Origin of the sequence: Sutcliffiella horikoshii (genome assembly GCF_020524325.1) — a bacterium.
Taxonomy (GTDB): domain Bacteria; phylum Bacillota; class Bacilli; order Bacillales; family Bacillaceae_I; genus Sutcliffiella_A; species Sutcliffiella_A horikoshii_D.
In genome coordinates this window covers 1-19,094 of the sequence record NZ_JAIVKY010000009.1, presented here as the reverse complement: position 1 = coordinate 19,094, position 19,094 = coordinate 1, and the positions used below count along the sequence as shown (strand labels likewise).

The window sequence follows — 19,094 nt, the reverse complement described above, 5'->3', positions numbered from 1 at the left end:
GAGAGGTGAAGAGGGGTCTGACCCTCACTCCTTTAAATGGATAAAGAAAAAGCGTAACCGTCCGTCAATGGAAGGTTACGCTTTTTCTATTTCTTTGACCCTGCCGACTTGTCCGTCTTGGAGGCGGACTTTGATGCCGTGGGGGTGGTTGGGGGATTTGGTTAGGATGTCTTTGACGATCCCGCTTGTTAGTTTGCCTGTGCGTTGATCTTGTTTGAGTACAATCTTTACAGCTTGACCGATAGTGATATCGGATCGTTTTTGTCCGTTCATTTTTTAAAGCCTCACGTTTCTATTTATACTAGTATTTTATTATAACATAACCAAGCTCCCTCATTCCTAGTACCCCATATCCTTTCTCACTTCAAGCAATAGATCCGGGCGGTTTGTCAGAATTCCATCTGCCCCTCTTTCTAGCAAATATCGCATGGTCTCCTTATCATCAATGGTCCAGTAGTGCATCTGTACGCCGCTTCTTTGCGCATCCAGGATCAGCCTCTGATTCGTCAAATCAAAAATACTTTCTTGTAATGGTACTTGAAATGCATCTACTTCAGGCTTATAGAGGTTGCGGACAAATAACTTGTGAAGAAGGACAAATCTAGTAATCTCCTGTCTGCCACCAACAAGCGCTACCTTGCCATCTGTAAAGCTATTAAATGTCTCGAGAATTTCCTGGTCGAAAGAAGCGACAAGCAGGGTGTCTTCTCTGTTATACTCCACCGTTAACTCCCAAAGCTTTCTTGCAATCTCCTCGTACCTTTCAGGAGGATTGGTGTCTTTAATCTCTATTTCAATTCTCGTATTTGGGAAGGCTTGAAACATTTCTTCTACCGTAGGGATGATGACTCCCTTTCCGCGAAAACTGTTTTTGCCTTCAAGATCAATGAAATGATAGCCTGCATCTAATTCTTTTATTTCCTCTAAGGTCAGCTCTGCAACGGCACCTTGTCCGTTTGTTGTGCGATCGACAGTGGGGTCATGGATGGCAACGATGTGCCCGTCTTTTGTAATATGTATATCTGTTTCCAGTACATCAACCCCCATTTCCGCTGCTTGCTCAAAAGCTATCATCGTATTGGAAGGTGCGAGATGCTCTCCGCCTTGGTGGGCAATGACTAGCGGAACGCCTTCATTTTCGAAAAAAGGTTTTGTTGCTTGTTTGTTAATGGGGGAAAAAGTGAAGATGAGGCCTAACGTGCCAAGCGTACCGGCAATAGTGCCAAGGGCTATCCAAACTTTCCTTTTCTTCCGGGTTTTCTTTTTTGAAGGGATGATAATCTCCGCCATTTGTGAACGTACCCTCTTTCTCTTGTCATCTACTCATAATTAAATTATAGAATAGTTAGAAAATAAAAAAAGAGGGTAGCCATAATTTTTCGGCTACCTTTCTATTTTAAGAACCCTAATTCCCGCGCAACGTCATCTACTAATTCTTTTCTGTTGTACTCTTGGTAGAGTCCCATGGCCAAGCGCGTTGGACAGCCAAAGAAGAAGCGTTCGTAAAGCGTTTGGCGGGATCCGAAGGCGCTCATGCTTATATCCCATGCTAAACGGAACAGCTGGATGCGGCTTTTTGCATCAGTCGTTGCTGACTGTAGGTATTGGTCAATGTCAGCTCTTATTGGTGACTCGAGGTCAGCCTCCGTTGGGATAGAGACCAGGCCGCTAGCGCCGAGCAACTGCAGAATCTCGATGAATCTTGGATACACTTTAGGAAATTGTACGATAGCAACAGAAAGAGGTGTAACATCTGGAACCATGGTACCGTGCTTATCCAGTTTGGCGTTCAATTCAGAAGCGAGGAGTAAGGCTTTGTGATTTTCAACAGCAATGATGATCTCGCTGATTTTTTCTTTTACATGCCCATACTCACCTATCGAAATGGTGTTGACCAAAAGTTGTGCAATTCCTAAAATGAATTCAGCTTTCATTACTTGCCTCGACACCACCTGATGGGTGACAAGTGGTTTGAAGTTACTGATCGAATACAGTTTATTGGCGACATCAATATTCTCCGAAACAAATACTCTCTCCCACGGCACCAAAACGTTATCGAGCACTACAATCGCGTCCATCTCTTCAAACCTTGACCCAAGAGGATGGTTAAAAGAGGAAGAGTCATAGGAAAACGATTCCCGGCAGATAAATTTCAATCCATCTGTATTACTTGGGATACTGAAAGCATAGGCGAATGGCTCTTCAAACATTTTTAGTCCAGAAGATGAGATGATGATCTCATCGGTAATCCCCCCTTGGGTAGCTAATAGCCGTGCACCTTTTATGATAATTCCTTCTGATGTCTTATCTACCATCCGTGCTGCCACAATGTTCTCATCGTCTTCATAATGAAAAGAAGAGCGATTTACTTGTGGAGAAATGAATGTATGAGTAAAAGAAAGATCATTTTCCCTGGCATACTCGTAAAAATTTTTAAGGTTCTGTGGAAACTGTGGACCTTGTTCCTCCAATAGATCTGCAGAGGAGGCAAGTGCCATCAAGGTAGAATTTTTATAGTCAGGGGAACGCCCCATCATTCCAAAAGTCGATTTTGCCCAAACCTGAACCATCTTTCTTCTTTTCTCTAAATCTTCTTTAGTTGTCGGCCGAAGATAAGAGGTCCCGATCAAGCTTCCTGTTGTATCGGATTTGAATGTCATTATGTCTTTGTGTTTTTCTTCGTTTTGCATATCAAACAGCGCAGCTTGACTTCTCATTACACCAGAGAAAGCTGGGTGCTCCGAAATATTCCCTGTGACCTGCTGTCCGTTATGCCAAACATTTGCATGAAGCGAGTTGATCCGGTCGAGATACTGTTTGCCGTTTATTATTCCCATGCTTCTCACCCTTTGCCCAGATTACTTCTTTCAATGTATGCATATAGGATTGTCTGATTTACTATCAGGCTTCATCAAATTTTGAACGGCACTCATGGCGTGGTATAGTGAGGAAAAGATGGTCTGGAGGGAGAAAAAATGAAGCAGGACTGGAAGGAACTTGATACGCCTACATTACTTTTGGACAAAGGGATTTTACTGAAAAATATCCTTCAGATGAGCGAATTCGCTAAAAGAAATAATGTGAATTTGCGGCCGCATATTAAAACCCATAAATCCGTCGAGATTGCCAAACTTCAGTTAGAGCATGGCGCACTTGGCATTACGACTGCAAAGCTGGAAGAGGCAGAAGTGATGGCCGCCGCAGGTATCAAAGATATTCTAGTGGCATATCCGGTTTCAAATCCTGCAAAAATAGAGCGAATCATTGGTCTTTTAGATCAAGGGGTGGATTTGAAAGTAACGGTGGACAACTTGGAACAAGTGAAGCTGCTTCAAAAGGCACTAGAAAAAACAAGGCACACGTTGGAAGTCTGGATTAAAGTGAATTCTGGTCTGAACCGTTGTGGGGTGGAGCCTGGCGAGGATGCTGTTAAGCTAGCACAAGCCATCCTTTTGTTATCCCGGCTTCGCGTTGGGGGTATCTTCACCCATGCAGGCCACTCCTATGGTGCAAAGGGGCAAGAAGAGCTTGAGCGCAGCGCTTTTGCTGAAGCAGATGCGGTAATTAAAAGTGCAGAAGCGTGTGAAAAAGCGGGCATTCCGATCCTGGTAAGAAGCGTTGGGTCTACCCCGACTTATCAGATTTCAGGTCAAGTGGATGGAATTACAGAAGTTCGTCCCGGAAACGCGGTCTTCTTTGACAGCATTCAAGTTGGTCTGGGCGTTGCAGACAAGACAGAGTGTGCATTAACTGTTTTGGCATCTGTCGTGGGGGTGTATGATGGGAGAGTTGTTTTGGATACAGGGAGTAAAACGTTGTGTTTGGATAAAGGTGCACATGGCTTGGACTCAGTGAAAGGGTTTGGCTTTGTGGTAGATCATCCAGAATTGACAATAGAGAGGCTGTCGGAGGAGCACGGAGTGGCGGTCTTTGAAAGTGATTGTGGTTTGAGCTTGAATGATAAAGTGCGCATTATTCCCAATCATGCTTGTACAGTGGCTAATATGTTTGATGAGTATGTGGTTGTAGAAGGCGAGCAGGTTGTGGATAGATGGAAGGTGGATGCGCGGGGGATGCGGAAATAGGTGGCGGTTTATGATCGTAGGATGTTTGGTGTGGACGGTATTTAGGTCTAAAATATGCTAGTTTTTAAGGAAAATAGATGTTTTTGGGGTTGCGGTTTAAAATGTTTCGGACACTTTTGGGTGTACTTCGGACATTTAAACTGCTTCTTTTTAATAGGTTCGGTCAAAAAAGCTCTCCCTTCGGACAAGAAAGGAGAGCTGTTCGGTCATTTTAAATTTTCGTTTGGTCAACTTTAGGAAAACTTCGGTCAACTTCGCAAAATCTTTGGTCAACTTTGAAAAAACTTCGGTCAATTTCCCGAAAACTTCGGACATTTAGCTAAAGCCAACAAAGAGACTCAAAATTCAACATGGTACACCTAATCTATTGTGGCCTTGACCGTCACTCCACATCCAACGCCGCTGCTAACTCCTCCCAATACGCACAAAGCGTCAACAGCCCTTTATCAAAATTCTTCAACTTGAAGTTTTCATTCGGTGCATGCACATTGTCAGAAGGCAACCCAAAGCCCATTAAAACGATAGGAGCTTGCAGGACTTCATCCAATGTTGAAACGATTGGCAAGGAACCACCTCCACGTGTAAATGTGGTCGGAACTTCCCATACTTTTTCAAAGGCACGACTTGCTGCTTGGATAGCAGGGTGATTGAATGGAGTCACAAATGGAGCTCCTTTGTCGAAAAGGGAAACAGTAACTTCAACTCCAGTAGGTTTATGCATCGTAACATGCTCCTGCAATAAGGCCAGAATTTCATCAGGGTCCTGATCTGGTACGAGGCGGCATGTAATTTTTGCATGTACTTCAGATGGAAGAACTGTTTTGATTCCATCTCCTTGGAACCCGCCGTACACGCCGTTTATTTCAAGTGTCGGACGGACCCATGTGCGCTCATAAAAGCTATATCCTTTTTCTCCATAAAACTCTTGAACCCCGACTTCTTCTTTTACTACAGCTTCATCAAAACCAATCGCTTCAAAAGCTGCTTTCTCTTCCGCAGTTAAAGGGACAACCTTGTCGTAAAACCCATCGACTGTCACCACACCATCCCCATCGTGAAAAGAAGCCAGCAACTCTACGACCGCGTGAATCGGATTTGCAACAGCACCACCGTAAAGCCCGGAGTGAAGATCACGTTTTGGTCCTTTAATATCCAGCTGGAAACCACACATTCCGCGTAGCCCATAGCAAATGGTCGGTTTGTCTTCTTCAATCATAGATGTGTCTGACACAACAACCACATCCGCAGCAAGCAATTCTTTATTTTTCTCAATAAATGCCGGCAAATTGGGACTGCCGACTTCTTCCTCGCCTTCAATACAGAATTTAAAGTTAAAGGGCAATGTGCCAGTTGTTGCAAGAACCGCCTCCAACGCTTTAATGTGCATAAACGTCTGCCCCTTGTCATCACTAGCACCGCGTGCATAAATGCGCTCATCACGGATTGCCGGTTCAAAAGGCGGGGTATCCCATAAATGAAGGGGATCAACTGGTTGAACATCATAATGTCCATAAATTAAAACGGTGGGCTTGTCCTCACCGGCGTGAAGCCAATCACCATATACAATGGGGTGCCCTTTTGTCGGGTGTAGGGCCACATTTTCCATGCCAAGCTTTCGCAAAGACTCTGACATCCATTCCGCAGCCTGTAACGTATCTGCATTGTGTGCTGGTAAGGCGCTCACACTTGGAATCGCCAAAAGATCTTTTAATTCCTCTAGATGTTTTTCTCGATGCTCTGTTAGATAAGAAGTAATGGTTGCAGTTGTCATGATTTTACCTCCGTCTTTTGAAGTGTTGGTGCTTTCCGAAGTTTTGTTGCTTGTTCATATCCATAAGCGATCTGGATGAGGGTGCTTTCTTCAAACGCTCTGGCAGTAAATGTCACCCCAACTGGTTTGCCCTGTTCCGTATAGCCGGCAGGAACAGTGATGGAAGGATAACCTGCTTTGGCTGGAATGCCGGCACCAAAGTTGTTAGGTGTCAGAATTGCATCAAGGGTGTGTTCTTCCATTACGGCATCCAATCCCCCTTCCCGAGAACGGTAGAGATCTTTTTCACGACTTGATAGATATTCTTCTTCCGTTAATGTTCCACTGTGTTTGTCACTTTCTTCAAGGACAGTCTGATTATGCTTGAGCATAGTGGATGAGTCTTTCTTGTTAAAAGCAATTAAATCTTGCAAGCTCTTAATCGGTACAGTTGAAGAGGTATTCCTTAAGTAGGTGTTCAGACTTGGTTTAAATTCATAAAACAACGTGTGATAATCCCATTCTTCTTTTGCAAAAGGAATGTCAATGGATCCGATTACTTCTGCTCCTTGTTCTCTGAGGCTGGCAATTGCTTCTTCCATCAGAAGGGCTTCCTCATCAGAAAAATATGTGAAATAAGGATCACGGGCCACTCCAATCCTCATCCCGTTAAGTCCTTCTTTTAATAGGAAGGAAGTGTAGGATATACCTGGGGTTGGATTTGTTTTGGTGGCAATATCCTTTTCATCTGTCTCGGTCATTGCGCTTAGAAGGATAGCGGCATCTGTGACTGATTTTGTCATAGGTCCGGCTGTATCTTGACTGAATGAGATTGGGATGATGCCCCTGCGACTGATGAGGCCAACAGTTGGCTTGATCCCCACAATGGAATTGGAACTTGCAGGACTTAAAATGGACCCGGAAGTCTCCGTACCGATAGCCGCAGCTGCGAGGCCAGCTGCAACCGCAGTGCCGGAACCACTGCTTGACCCACCAACATCAAATTGTCCTGGACCATATGGGTTAAGAACTTGTCCACCTCTGGAGCTGTAACCATTTGGCATCTTTTCCGTCATGAAATTAGCCCATTCCGTCATATTGGTTTTGCCGAGGATGACCGCACCAGCTTTCCTAAGCTGACTTGCCACGGCGGAATCTTCTGCTGCCACATGATGTTCCAAAGCAAGAGATCCTGCGCTTGTATGCATCATATCGCCTGTATCGATATTATCTTTTAAAAGGATGGGAATGCCATGAAGAGGCCCGCGTGCACCGGACTGGTCTCTTTCTAGATCAAGGGCTTCGGCAATAAATACGGCATCAGGATTAACCTCAAGAACTGCATTTAATTTTGGACCGTTTTTATCATACTTACTTATGCGGTGAAGATACATGAGAACTAATTCTTTTGAAGTAACTTCGCCATTTTCCATCGCCGCTTGCAGCTCCTCAATCGTCGCATTCGGCAACCAATCATCCACAAGCCCAGAGAGTTTCGGGTGGTTCATCCAAAAAACCTCCTATATAATTTTATGATAAAGTAGTATCTCCTGTAGATTGAAGTGCAAGGTGTGAGACTCCAGAGGGGGAGCAACGATAGGTTGAGACCCCACAGGCAAAGCCGAGGCCACTGAAAAACCCAATAACCTATCTTTTGGATAATTTATAGCTGTTGATTGGAGCAATAGGCGGAGACTCCTACGGGGGAGTAGCGACAATGTTGAGACCCCGCAGGGCATAGCCCGAGGAGGCTCAAGGTCGCCCCGTGGAAAGCGGAGCCGTTTGCGGAAATCAACAGCGGTATCTTATCAAAATCTAAAGTCAAAGACTTTTTCATTGGCCATGGCAAAGCCGAGGATGCTCAAGCATCGTCCCTCTGGATAAGCGAACACCTGGAGCGCAAATCTGCAGGAAGTTAAAACAAACTTTTTCAACATCCTACCAATAATAATAATTCAAACTATTTAAAAAACATAGTAATAAAGGTATGATAATAAGATAATATATAAATTTCAAGATATTCGTTTCGCCAAACGAAATATCATATGCGTTCAAAATAGATTTTCTCGTTTCAACGCAGACTAAACATAGTGAAAGGTTTGGAGGATCACGTATAATGGGGAGAATTTTTTCATACTTAAAACCGTATAAGCTGGCCGTCACAATTGCCTTACTCCTTATGCTGACAGAGCTCGTTGTGGAGCTTTTGCATCCGTTGCTGATGGCTAAAGTAATTGATGAGGGAATCCTGACAGGAGACTTGGATGCGGTCATAAAATGGGGAGGCATCATGGTGCTGTTCTCCTTTATCGCATTTGCTGCAGGGGTTACCAACTCCTTTTTTGCTGCTCATGTCAGTCAAAGTTTTGGATTCGACATTAGAAGAGGGTTATTCGGAAAAATACAGTCGTTTTCCTTTGCGAACTTCAGTCTGTTTCCAACTTCCTCTCTCATCACTAGAATGACCAATGATGTCACACAAATTCAAAATACTGTCTTTATGAGTTTACGCATTATGCTCCGCGCACCGCTTCTGGTGGTAGGAGGGGTAATCATGGCGTTGATTGTAAATTGGCAGCTTGCTCTATTTCTTGTTATTGGCGTGCCGGTCCTTTTTCTATTTCTTGTATGGGTAATGAAAAAGGGTGGAGCGCTTTTCAAAACTGTTCAGGAAAAGCTTGATGGTGTAAACAATGTCATGAGGGAAAACCTTGGTGGCATTCGCTTAATTAAAGCTTTTCTGCGCAAAAAACATGAAATAGAACGGTTCGGTCATGCAAGCGAGGAGTTGAAGGACCAAACGGTTTCTGCACTTCGCCTAATGGAAATCACCATGCCGATCCTTCTATTAATCATGAACGGAAGTATCCTTGCAGTCCTTTGGTTTGGTACGATAGGTGTCTCAAATGGGGGAGCGCAGGTTGGGGAAGTTGTCGCAATCGTGAACTATGCAACAAGAATCACCGGAGCACTTTCTATCTTTTCCTTTATCATCATGGCATTTGCCCGTGCGAAAGCTTCAGCTCACAGGATAACGGATGTGCTCGATGAGGAAATTGATTTGGTGGATAAGGTAGATGTGGATAAAGAAGCAACATTCCTTCAAGGAGGAATCGAATTTGACAGTGTATCTTTCCGTTATCCGAATACAGACATTCCGGTTCTGGAGGACATCAGCTTTCGTGCCGAAGCAGGAACGACTGTTGCCATTATGGGAGCTACAGGTGCTGGGAAATCATCCTTGTTTCAATTGATACCTAGACTTTACGATGTGGATAAGGGAGTCATCCGTGTAGACGGGAAAGATCTGACCGATTTGTCTCTAAAAAAGCTAAGAAAACAAATTGGCTATGTGCCACAGGAAGCGCTTCTCTTTTCTGGAACGGTAAAAGAGAATATCGCCTGGGGGAAAGAAGATGCAACTTTAGAAGAAATCATTCAGGTAGCGAAGGATGCACAAATTCACGACACCATCGATCGCTTGCCGAAAAAATACGAAACAGTTCTCGGGCAAAAAGGTGTCAATCTCTCCGGAGGGCAAAAACAACGTCTATCCATTGCTCGCGCGCTCGTAAGGAAACCGAAGATTCTCATGCTGGATGACAGTACAAGCGCACTTGATCTAAAGACAGAAGCGAAGTTGCTTTCGGGCATTAAAAAATACCAATGTACCATGTTCATTGTGACGCAGAAGGTAAGTACGGCGATGGAAGCAGATAAAATCTTATTGATTGAAGACGGAAGGCTACTAGAAGAGGGAAGCCATGAGAAGCTGCTGGCAACCTCGGAACTTTACCAGAAAATCTATCAGTCGCAATTTGGAACGGAGGTGGCAGAACATGTCCAAGCGTATAAGTAGCAGTGCCGCCGTCGCAAGTAAAGCCAGCCCCAAGCCGAAAGCCAAGGACTGGAAAGGGACGATTAAACGAGTTTGGCGATACTTAGGTGAAAATAAAGGTTTGTTAATGCTCGTCATGCTAATGGTCGTTGTCAGCTCCGCCTTAGGACTATTGGGACCTTTTATTGTCGGAATGGCAATTGATAACTATGTCGTGGAGCAAAATACATCTGGACTTTTAAACGTTTTAATAGGGTTGGTTTTCATCTATATTTTCTACTCGCTTTCCATGTGGCTGCAAAACTACTGGATGGTGGGGATAGCTCAAAATACCGTCTTGAAGATGAGGACACAGCTGTTTGAGCATTTACACAAGTTGCCGATCCCTTATTTTGATAAAAGGCAGCACGGGGAGTTGATGAGCCGTGTGACCAATGATATGGAAAATGTCAGTTCCACATTAAACAGTTCCGTCATTCAGATTTTCTCCAGTATCTTGACCTTAGTTGGGACTGTATCTGTCATGCTTTATCTAAGTCCTTTGCTGACAGGCATTACGCTAATCATCGTACCGGTCATGTTCTTTGGTTTAAGGTGGATCACCAACCGGACAGGTCCCTTGTTCAAGCAAACCCAAAAGAACTTGGGTGAGTTAAATGGCTATATTGAAGAGACCATTTCTGGTCAAAGAATAGTGAAAACATTCTCCCAAGAAGACAAGGTGATGGAGGAGTTTACCGAAAAGAGTTTAAAACTGAAGAAGTCCGCATACTGGGCTCAGACATATTCAGGGTTTATTCCAAAGCTTATGAATATGTTGAATAACTTAAGTTTTGCCATCATCGCAGGTGTTGGAGGGATATTGGCATTGAACACGCAATCTGGAATTACAATTGGAGTAATAGTCATTTTTGCTGAATACTCCAGACAATTCACGCGCCCGTTAAACGATCTTGCCAACCAGTTTAATACTTTATTATCTGCTGTAGCAGGTGCCGAACGTGTGTTTGATGTGTTGGATGAAGAAGAGGAAGAAAGTGATGAAACAGAAGCAATAGAACTGGAAACGGTAAGAGGAGAAGTGGAATTTAGGGATGCTTCCTTCTCTTATGAAGACGATGACACGACCATTCGGAATATTAGCTTCCATGTTGATGCCGGGGAAACAGTTGCGTTCGTTGGTCCAACGGGTGCAGGTAAGACAACAGTCATTAATCTGATTTCGCGTTTTTATGACCTAGATTGTGGCAGTATTCTATTAGATGGCCACCCTATAAATAGGATTAAACGTTCGAATTTACGAAAACATATGGCATTTGTTTTACAGGACTCGTTTCTTTTTGAAGGTACGGTTCGCGAGAATATCCGCTATGGAAGGCTGAACGCTACGGACACGGAAGTGGAGGAAGCGGCAAAGATGGCCAATGCACATTCTTTTATTAGAAAATTACCGGGAGGCTATGATTTTTATTTGAAGCAGGACGGAAGCGGGATCAGTCAGGGGCAGAAGCAGTTACTGTCCATTGCACGTGCGGTCTTAGCAAACCCAACCATCTTGGTTCTTGATGAAGCAACTAGTAGTATTGATACCATCACGGAGATGAAAATTCAAGAAGCGCTTCAACGATTAATGGAGGGCAGAACTAGCTTTGTCATTGCCCACCGATTAAATACCATTCAAAATGCCGATCAGATTCTTGTCCTGAAAGAAGGAGAAATTATCGAAAAAGGGTCTCACGATGAACTGCTGACAGAACAAGGCTTCTATTATGAATTGTTTACGAGTCAGTTGAAAAAAGAAGTAGTGTGATAAGGAAATGAGCTAAGCACCTGGCCATTCATGGCAAGCTACCATGAATGGTCAGGTGCTTTTTTGCAATATTTCTGCACTATATTGAAAAAATCATTTATTTTTTCCCAGGAAATACGTCGCTATATAAAGGTTCTTGTCAAATTAGAGCACATGATGATGGAGACATGTATTGTCTATTTCCCGAATATGATTTATAATGCAGTACAGAATGAAAATTCTAAATATTACAAATAAGTTAAAGGGGGATTACAATTTGGATGCATTTATGCAAGATCCGATTGGTGGTTTAGTAAGTCTTCTTTGGAGCACACCTATGATTGTTTTCTGTTTGGGAGTCGGATTGTTATTTACCATTTTGACAAAGTTTGTACAAGTAAGATTATTTGGGGATATGGTAAAGCAAATATTCTCCGGAAAATCGTCGAAGGCAGGGGTTTCTTCTTTTCAGGCATTATCCATTTCATTATCTGGACGTGTAGGAACCGGTAATATCGCTGGTACAGCAACTGCTATTGCGATGGGAGGCCCAGGAGCGGTTTTTTGGATGTGGACGATCGCATTTATTGGAGCGGCGAGTGCATTTGTTGAATCAGCGCTGGCTCAGGTATACAAATCAAAACAAGATGGAGAATACCGAGGCGGTCCGGCTTATTACATAGAAAAAGGTATTGGCTGGAAATGGTATGGAATTGTATTCGCATCTGCAGCACTGTTAGCGATGAGCTTATTAATGCCAGGCTTGCAGGCTAATGCGATTGGGACAGGATTGAATAATGCTTTTGGAATTAATAAGCAAGTAATTGCTATTGGATTGGTTATTGTTATCGGATTAATCATTTTTGGTGGAGTTAAACGTATTGCCTCTGTTGCTCAACTTGTCGTTCCTTTCATGGCAGTAGCATATATGTTAGTAGCTTTAGGAATCATTGCTATGAATATTACAGAGTTACCGGCAGTATTCAGTTTGATTTTCTCCAGTGCTTTTGGTTTTGATTCCGCATTTGGTGGAATCATTGGGGCAGCTATCGCATGGGGTGTTAAACGTGGTATCTTTTCCAATGAAGCAGGTCAAGGTACTGGGCCACACGCAGCAGCGGCTGCTGAGGTTTCGCATCCTGCAAAGCAAGGGTTAGTTCAAGCATTCTCCATCTATATTGATACCCTTCTTGTTTGCTCTGCAACTGCATTCATGATTCTATTCACAGGATCGTTTAATGTGGTAGATCCAGCAAACGAGGGACAATTCCTTGTCAACAACCTTGGTGCAGGAGTAGAGGCAGGAGCGGAATATACACAGGCTGCCGTTGAGTCAGTCTTGCCTGGGTTTGGTGCAGGTTTTGTAGGAATTGCTTTATTATTCTTCGCTTTTACAACTATAATGGCTTATTACTATATTGCGGAAACGAATGTTGCATATTTGGTTCGTGGAAGAAGCAATAAGATTCCAATGTTCATCTTGAAGGTCGTTCTTTTAGGTGCAACTTACTTTGGGGTTGTCAGAACAACACAAGTAGCATGGAATTTAGGAGATATTGGACTTGGTTTAATGGTATGGCTCAATTTGATTGCGCTGTTATTGTTGGCGAAACCTGCACTGGCAGTATTAAAAGACTATGATGAGCAAAGAAAGCAAGGATTAGATCCGACCTTTAATCCTGAGAAATTGGGTATTAAAAATGCGGAGTTCTGGACAAAAGAATATAAGAAGGATGATGAAAAAGCATCCTGATAACAGAAATCAAAAAGCCCTCACCAATATTTTTATGGTGAGGGCTTTTTGTCACTCCTAGACTGACATGATTGGTGTCAAAACTTTCGGACTTGGTTTTCCAATATAATAACCTTGGCCATAATGTATTCCGATGTCTCGGCAAAATTGAAGTTCTTCTATTCTTTCAATTCCTTCTGCAAGCACTTTAATGTTTAATTTGGTGGCGACATTTAGGACACTTTTTAAGAAAAGTTGTTTTTCTAGTACCGTATCACAGTGAGATATATAGTCCCGGTCTATTTTAACAAAATCGGGTTGTAGCTTTTCGAGGACTGCCAAGGTTGAATATCCTGCTCCGACATCATCGAGTGCCACTTGCATCCCAGATTTCTTGTATGTTTTGAAAATGGATTCAAGATGATCGATATCGTGAATTTTTTCTGATTCCACCACTTCAAATACGAGCTGATCGGGTGAGATGTTATTTTCACGCACTATCTTGAATGTATGTTGCAAACAATATTCCGGATTGTAAATGGAAGATGGTAAGAAATTGATAAATAATTTTATGTGGGAAGGAATCTGTTGGTTACTTCCGGAAACGATAGAGCTTTCGCGAGCCTTTTGATCTAAATAGTTATGTAGATTTGTTTCACGGGCGAATTCGAATAGTTTAAAAGGTGGAACAGATTGACCATTGAAATGAGGGCGTAACAAGCACTCGTAGGCAAAAATTTCATCATTTTTCTGTAAGTCTATAATTGGCTGAAAGTGAGTTGAAAAGGAGTTGGATGTAATCAATTCTAACAAATCATGATTTTTCATCAGGTTCAACAATTGATTTGGTGAATAAAAGCCTCGTTGAGAAGATGTTTTCACCAAAATATCAGAGCTATCAATGTTGATCAGTAACTGCTCTAATTCTTCAAACGATTGATATTCAAATTCCTCATGCATTTGTTCTCTTTTAATAAAAAGTTTACCAAAACGTCCAATATGGTCCGGTATTCCACAATCCGTACAGTGCAATGAAATCACCTCATTTAATAGATAGGATAATTTTACTATTAATTTATTGTCGGAAGAAGTTTTTAGCGTGAAATGTTGAAAAATAGGTTCGAACAGAAGGGAAATAGTAGAATAGATACATTTTTTGACGGATTGTACAAGGGTTTTCTCTAATGTTGTCGAAACATAACTATACGATAGAAATTAGAAGTTATGGTTAGGGGCGGGGCTTGAATGTTGGCGGAAAAACTACTTTTACATGTATTGATTATTTTAGCACCGGTGCTGATTTATTATGTTGTTTCCGAAAATAAGAGGTTTGGTCAATCACCATATTTTATTGGAATCCTGCAAGGGCTTTCTGCAAGCCTGTGTTTACTGTTTGCATTCTATGATTATGGTCTTTATTGGGACTTGCGATACATACCATTAGTTCTTGCCATCCTTTATGGCGGACCAAAGGCCGGGTTAATTGTGCTCGCTGCCATTCTTGGAACAAGAACCTATCTTGGTGGCGATGCTTTGGCATTTGGCTATGTTAGCGGACTTGTAGCAGCAGCCATTCCGTTCTTAATGTTAAGACGGTTTAGTAAAATTCAAACGAAGAAGAAAAGGATTGGTTTTGCAGTGCTTGTAGGGTTATGGCCGAACTTTGTCATGCTCGCAATCTTAATTGCTTATCTTATCAGTTCGCCCGCTGCGAATGAAGGACCAAATCTACTATTATACATTTTGCTGTTTGGATTAATTCAAGTAGTAGGTGTCGGTTTCGCCTCTACCTTACATGAAGCGGTCCTTGAAAGGGAGCTCATGAAGCAGGAAATCAGGCGTGCAGAAAAGCTAAACACATTAGGTGAACTTGCGGCGTCCATTGCTCATGAAGTCAGAAACCCGCTAACTGTTGTAAAGGGATTTCTTCAACTCATGCACAGAGAAGACAAAGGGAAAAATTTTCAGTATTTCGGGCTCGTTCTAAGTGAACTGGCAAGAGCAGAGTCCATCATCAATGATTATCTCAATTTTGCAAAACCAGAGTTCAAAAAAATTGAAAAAGTGGATCTTGGAGAACTATTGAGTGATGTAAAAATGCTGTTAAATCCATTAGCAGTCAAAGAAGGCATTCATCTTGAAAGTTATCTTGAGAAAAACGTGTTTATGGAAACCGATAAAAATCAATTCAAACAAGCACTTATCAACATTTTAAAAAATGCCATTGAAGCGACTCCTCAAGATGGCAGAGTCTACATAAAATTGTTTTCCAACGCATCTGGCATTCAGATTCTCATTAAAGATACCGGAAAAGGAATGACCAAGGAGCAGGTGTCTCGCATTGGTACTTTATTCTATACGACTAAGGATAAGGGGACAGGTCTTGGCACGACGGTTTCAATGAGGATTATCGATTCAATGAATGGAAAGGTAGTTTACTCGAGTGAACTTGGAAAAGGAACTGAAGTGAAGATTTCATTTCCGCCAGTGAGGCAGGAGGAACAAGTGAGGAAGGAATCGGTTGTGGGGTAATAAAAGAAAAGAGACTGTCAATAAATTTTGGCAGTCTCTTTCTTATGTTATTTCTTTTACAATTTCTCTAACGGTTTATCTGCTGGCCCTTCCAACACATCGCCATGGATGGAGAAGCGTGAGCCGTGGCAAGGACAATCCCAGCTTCGATCACCGTGGTTCCATTCGACTTCACAACCAAGATGCGTACAGGTCGTGTCCACGCAGTAGACTTCTCCCTTGTCATTCTTGTAGGCTCCTGCACGTCGACCGTTAATCATCACGACTCCGCCTTCATCCAGACCAAGGTCTTCAGGTTTTTTCGAAGGTCGATCAAGTTTGCCTTCAATGAGATGTCCCGCTACATTCATATTAGAGCTGATGAATTTTTTCAGACTAGGGTCCGCAACAAAGCGGGAAGGTGAAAACAGGTCTTCATATGTGTTCTTCCTGCCAAGAATTAAATCCTGTAAGAGCAGTGCTGCAGCTGTGCCGTTCGTCATTCCCCACTTCCGATAGCCTGTCGCAACGAAAATATTAGGATGCCCAGATGTGATGCGTCCTATATAAGGGACATTGTCTAGCGTATATAAGTCTTGAGCGGACCAACGATACAGAATTTCCTTGATCCCAAGCACTTCTTCGCCAAAACTTTTCAACGCTTCGTAGTGTTTCAAGGTATCTTTCCCTTGACCTGTCCGGTGCCCGTCTCCTCCAATCAAGGCAACTTTTTCCCCGTCAATCGTCACATAACGCAAGGACCTTGAAGGCTGGCCTGCACTATAATACATACCCTCTGGCGGTTCTTTTTCTGTTTTTACCGCAAGCACATAAGATCGCTCCGCATGCATTCTTGTAAAAAAGAAACCCTTGCCATCGTAAAAAGGAAAATGAGAGCCTGCAACAATATACTCGCACTCAATCTTTGCTCCGTTCTTCGTCACTACCGATAATCCACGTGACTCCTCCACATCAGTCGCAACGGTGTGCTCATAAATTTCACCGCCTTTTTCAACAATACCATCTACTAATACCTTCAAATATAGCAGCGGATGAAATTGAGCCTGGTTTTTCATGACGACAACAGATTTCGTCTCCAGCGTAAAAGGTATGTCATACGTTAAGTCCCCATCGATTCCTAGTTTTTGATAGGCCTCGAATTCTTTCATTACCTTTTGGTCATCCTGCTCTGTTTGAGAGTAAATATAGGCATTCTGTTCACTAAAATCACATTGAATCCGCTTAAGGTCCACAAGGTCTCTGATGAAATGAAGCCCTTCTTGGTTTGCTTGGTAATAGAGTTTAGCCTTTTCCTGCCCTATATGTTGAATGAACTCATCGTAAATTAGGCCGTGTTGAGCGGTCACTTTGGCTGTTGTATGTCCTGTAGTGCCATTAAGAATTTGATCTGCATCAATAAGGATGACCTTAAGTCCTTCATTAGCAAGTTGATACGCAGTCGTTATTCCGGTAATACCGCCACCGACTACACATACATCCGTTTTTTTGTTTTCATTTAATGTAGGAAAAGAGGGAAGAGGTGCAGAGTCCCTCCAATAAGCTTCCGGTCCTTTTGGAAGATCGTTAAAATTTGATTGATCCATTAGTTTTTCCTCCTCTGTTGCACAAATATATACATAATTTTTCCAAAAGCGAGGAAAACATGTATCTTTTTAGCGAAAATGACAACGATATTTCTATTGGAACCTCTAGGGAAAAAGGGTAGAATGGAGAATAGCGTAAAACCCCGTATGAGGGTCATAAAGGAGAAAACGATGTCTACAACTTTTATAAATACATTACAACCTTTTATACAAAAGCTTTGGGAAAATAGTGAATTTGCCGCTGCAACTCCAGTTCAAGAAAAGGCAATCCCGGTTATTTTAGATGGGAAAGATGTACTTGTCGAGTCACCAACAGGAACAGGGAAAACGTTGGCTTATTTGTTGCCAATCATTGAACGCATTGACTTGTCTAAACAACATCCACAAGCGTTAATTGTAGCGCCCTCAAAAGAATTAGCCATGCAGATCTTTGAACAGATCCAGAAGTGGACAGAAGGCAGCGATATCTCTGGTGCGTCTTTCATTGGTGGAGCGAATGTGAAACGCCAACTTGAAAAACTGAAAAAGAAACCGCATATTTTAGTTGGGACACCTGGCCGCCTGCAAGAGTTAATTCAGATGAAAAAAATAAAAATGCATGAAGTACAGACCATTGTTATGGATGAAGCAGATCAGCTTTTTGTCCCAGAACATAAAAAGACCATTGAAAACATCATTAAATCTTCTATGCAGGAAAGACAACTACTATTGTTCTCTGCTACCTTGAAGGAAGAAACGGAGAAACAGGCAGTTAACTTGCTGAAGGAGCCTTTAGTTATTAAGGTCACCAAAGAAGACTTGCCACCAGCACGTGTAGAGCATTTGTACGCAGTGGTCGATCAGCGAGACAAAGCGAATGTCCTGGCTAATTTGCTCCGTGAGCCTGGAATCAAAGCACTGGCATTTGTCCGTGATATTGGAAACCTTGCCGTACTGACGGAAAAACTACTATATAAACAATTAAATGTTGGATTTTTGCATTCCGAATCCTCCAAACAGGAACGCGAGAATGCCATGAAAAACTTTAGAAAAGATGAATATCCGGTCCTTCTTGCTACAGATGTGGCAGCACGTGGTCTCGACATTAAAGAGTTGAGTCATGTTATCCATTACGACTTACCTGAAGAAGTGGAAAGCTATGTGCATCGTTCTGGCAGAACAGGCCGCCAAGGAGCGGAAGGTACTGTCATTTCCATTGTAAGTGAACGGGAAGAACGTAAACTGAAGCAATTTGCGCGTGAACTTGGCTTGAAACTGGAGAAGCGAGTTGTGTTCGGCGGGAAGCTTGTTAGTGAAGATGAGCTGAAGTCTGGAAAGCCTGGTTCTGGTGGCGGACGTGGAACGAAAGGTTCATTTGTTGGGAAGAAAAAGGCTGGTAGTTCGAAGGGATCTTTCGGGCAACAAAAGACCGGTGCTAAAGCTGAAGTTGCTAGTGGTTCTTCCAAAGGTGGAGGAAAGGCTAAGCCGAAAAAGCCCGGTTTAAAGAAACAAGTTAAGAAAAAATAAATGTAGGATTAAGTTGTTAAGTGAACCATTCCGATTCAGGGATGGTTTTTGTTGTTTTTAGGAGATTCGGGCTTATCCAGGTCTTTGAGGACATAAGGAAGAAAAAATGCTGTTTTTTTAAGAGAAATATCTAAATTTTTGGTTCGGAAATTTGGTTCGGGGTCTTGTAAACTAAACTGTGTAAGTAAAAGAGCGTACGACTTTTACTTCGCAGTTTAGTTTTTTTCTTGTTAAAATTATTTTAACTAACTGGGGGGATGATCGGTATGACCAAGAAAG

Annotated in this window: 12 protein-coding genes and 1 pseudogene; 6 read left to right on the top strand and 7 right to left on the bottom strand. The window is 42.5% G+C overall.

The features are described from left to right. Window positions 1-75: 75 nt before the first annotated feature. The 3 genes from LC091_RS14625 to hpaB form a co-directional block, all read right to left on the bottom strand. Window positions 76-273, bottom strand: coding sequence for a YwbE family protein (locus LC091_RS14625; protein ID WP_226682774.1), 198 nt, complete (start codon window positions 271-273; stop codon window positions 76-78). Window positions 274-339: 66 nt separating this feature from the next. Beyond that, window positions 340-1,290, bottom strand: coding sequence for a glycerophosphodiester phosphodiesterase (locus tag LC091_RS14620; protein WP_226682773.1), 951 nt, complete (start codon window positions 1,288-1,290; stop codon window positions 340-342). Window positions 1,291-1,391: 101 nt separating this feature from the next. Further along, on the bottom strand, window positions 1,392-2,837 hold the full coding sequence (gene hpaB, locus LC091_RS14615; protein ID WP_226682772.1) for a 4-hydroxyphenylacetate 3-monooxygenase, oxygenase component: 1,446 nt from the start codon (window positions 2,835-2,837) through the stop codon (window positions 1,392-1,394). Between the two features lie 138 nt (window positions 2,838-2,975). Here hpaB and LC091_RS14610 point away from each other — a divergent pair, with 138 nt between their 5' ends. Then, window positions 2,976-4,085: a D-TA family PLP-dependent enzyme gene (locus LC091_RS14610; protein WP_226682771.1), complete on the top strand. Its 1,110-nt coding sequence runs from the start codon at window positions 2,976-2,978 to the stop codon at window positions 4,083-4,085. Window positions 4,086-4,467: 382 nt separating this feature from the next. On the opposite strand, the gene LC091_RS14605 is transcribed toward LC091_RS14610, so the two are convergent. Together LC091_RS14605 and LC091_RS14600 are read right to left on the bottom strand one after the other, a co-directional pair. Next, window positions 4,468-5,856, bottom strand: a complete 1,389-nt coding sequence (locus tag LC091_RS14605) for a dipeptidase (RefSeq protein WP_226682770.1) — start codon at window positions 5,854-5,856, stop codon at window positions 4,468-4,470. Further along, window positions 5,853-7,343, bottom strand: a complete 1,491-nt coding sequence (locus tag LC091_RS14600; protein ID WP_226682769.1) for an amidase family protein — start codon at window positions 7,341-7,343, stop codon at window positions 5,853-5,855. Before LC091_RS14600 ends, LC091_RS14605 begins: the two co-directional genes overlap by 4 nt. Before the next feature lie 608 nt (window positions 7,344-7,951). Here LC091_RS14600 and LC091_RS14595 point away from each other — a divergent pair. The 3 genes from LC091_RS14595 (at window position 7,952) to LC091_RS14585 (ending at window position 13,215) form a co-directional block, all read left to right on the top strand. After that, the gene (locus tag LC091_RS14595) at window positions 7,952-9,694 is read left to right on the top strand and encodes an ABC transporter ATP-binding protein (RefSeq protein ID WP_226682768.1); all 1,743 of its coding nucleotides are present in this window, start codon (window positions 7,952-7,954) and stop codon (window positions 9,692-9,694) included. Continuing rightward, the gene (locus tag LC091_RS14590) at window positions 9,675-11,483 is read left to right on the top strand and encodes an ABC transporter ATP-binding protein (RefSeq protein ID WP_226682767.1); all 1,809 of its coding nucleotides are present in this window, start codon (window positions 9,675-9,677) and stop codon (window positions 11,481-11,483) included. Before LC091_RS14595 ends, LC091_RS14590 begins: the two co-directional genes overlap by 20 nt. Window positions 11,484-11,751: 268 nt before the next feature. Beyond that, window positions 11,752-13,215, top strand: coding sequence for an alanine/glycine:cation symporter family protein (locus tag LC091_RS14585; RefSeq protein ID WP_226683083.1), 1,464 nt, complete (start codon window positions 11,752-11,754; stop codon window positions 13,213-13,215). A gap of 57 nt (window positions 13,216-13,272) precedes the next feature. Here the strand turns inward: LC091_RS14585 and LC091_RS14580 are convergent, their stop codons facing one another. Further along, window positions 13,273-14,154 carry an EAL domain-containing protein gene (locus LC091_RS14580; RefSeq protein WP_226682766.1) on the bottom strand — a complete coding sequence of 294 codons (882 nt, stop codon included), beginning with the start codon at window positions 14,152-14,154 and terminating at the stop codon, window positions 13,273-13,275. Between the two features lie 285 nt (window positions 14,155-14,439). On the opposite strand from LC091_RS14580, the gene LC091_RS14575 reads away from it, so the two are divergent. Next, on the top strand, window positions 14,440-15,726 hold the full coding sequence (locus LC091_RS14575; RefSeq protein WP_226682765.1) for an ATP-binding protein: 1,287 nt from the start codon (window positions 14,440-14,442) through the stop codon (window positions 15,724-15,726). Window positions 15,727-15,782: 56 nt separating this feature from the next. Here the strand turns inward: LC091_RS14575 and LC091_RS14570 are convergent, their stop codons facing one another. Further along, window positions 15,783-17,309, bottom strand: coding sequence for an FAD-dependent oxidoreductase (locus LC091_RS14570; protein ID WP_226682764.1), 1,527 nt, complete (start codon window positions 17,307-17,309; stop codon window positions 15,783-15,785). Window positions 17,310-17,480: 171 nt separating this feature from the next. Between LC091_RS14570 and LC091_RS14565 the strand changes: the two are divergent. After that, window positions 17,481-18,596 (top strand): annotated as a pseudogene (locus LC091_RS14565) (DEAD/DEAH box helicase); the annotation flags it as partial. Window positions 18,597-19,094: the final 498 nt, after the last annotated feature.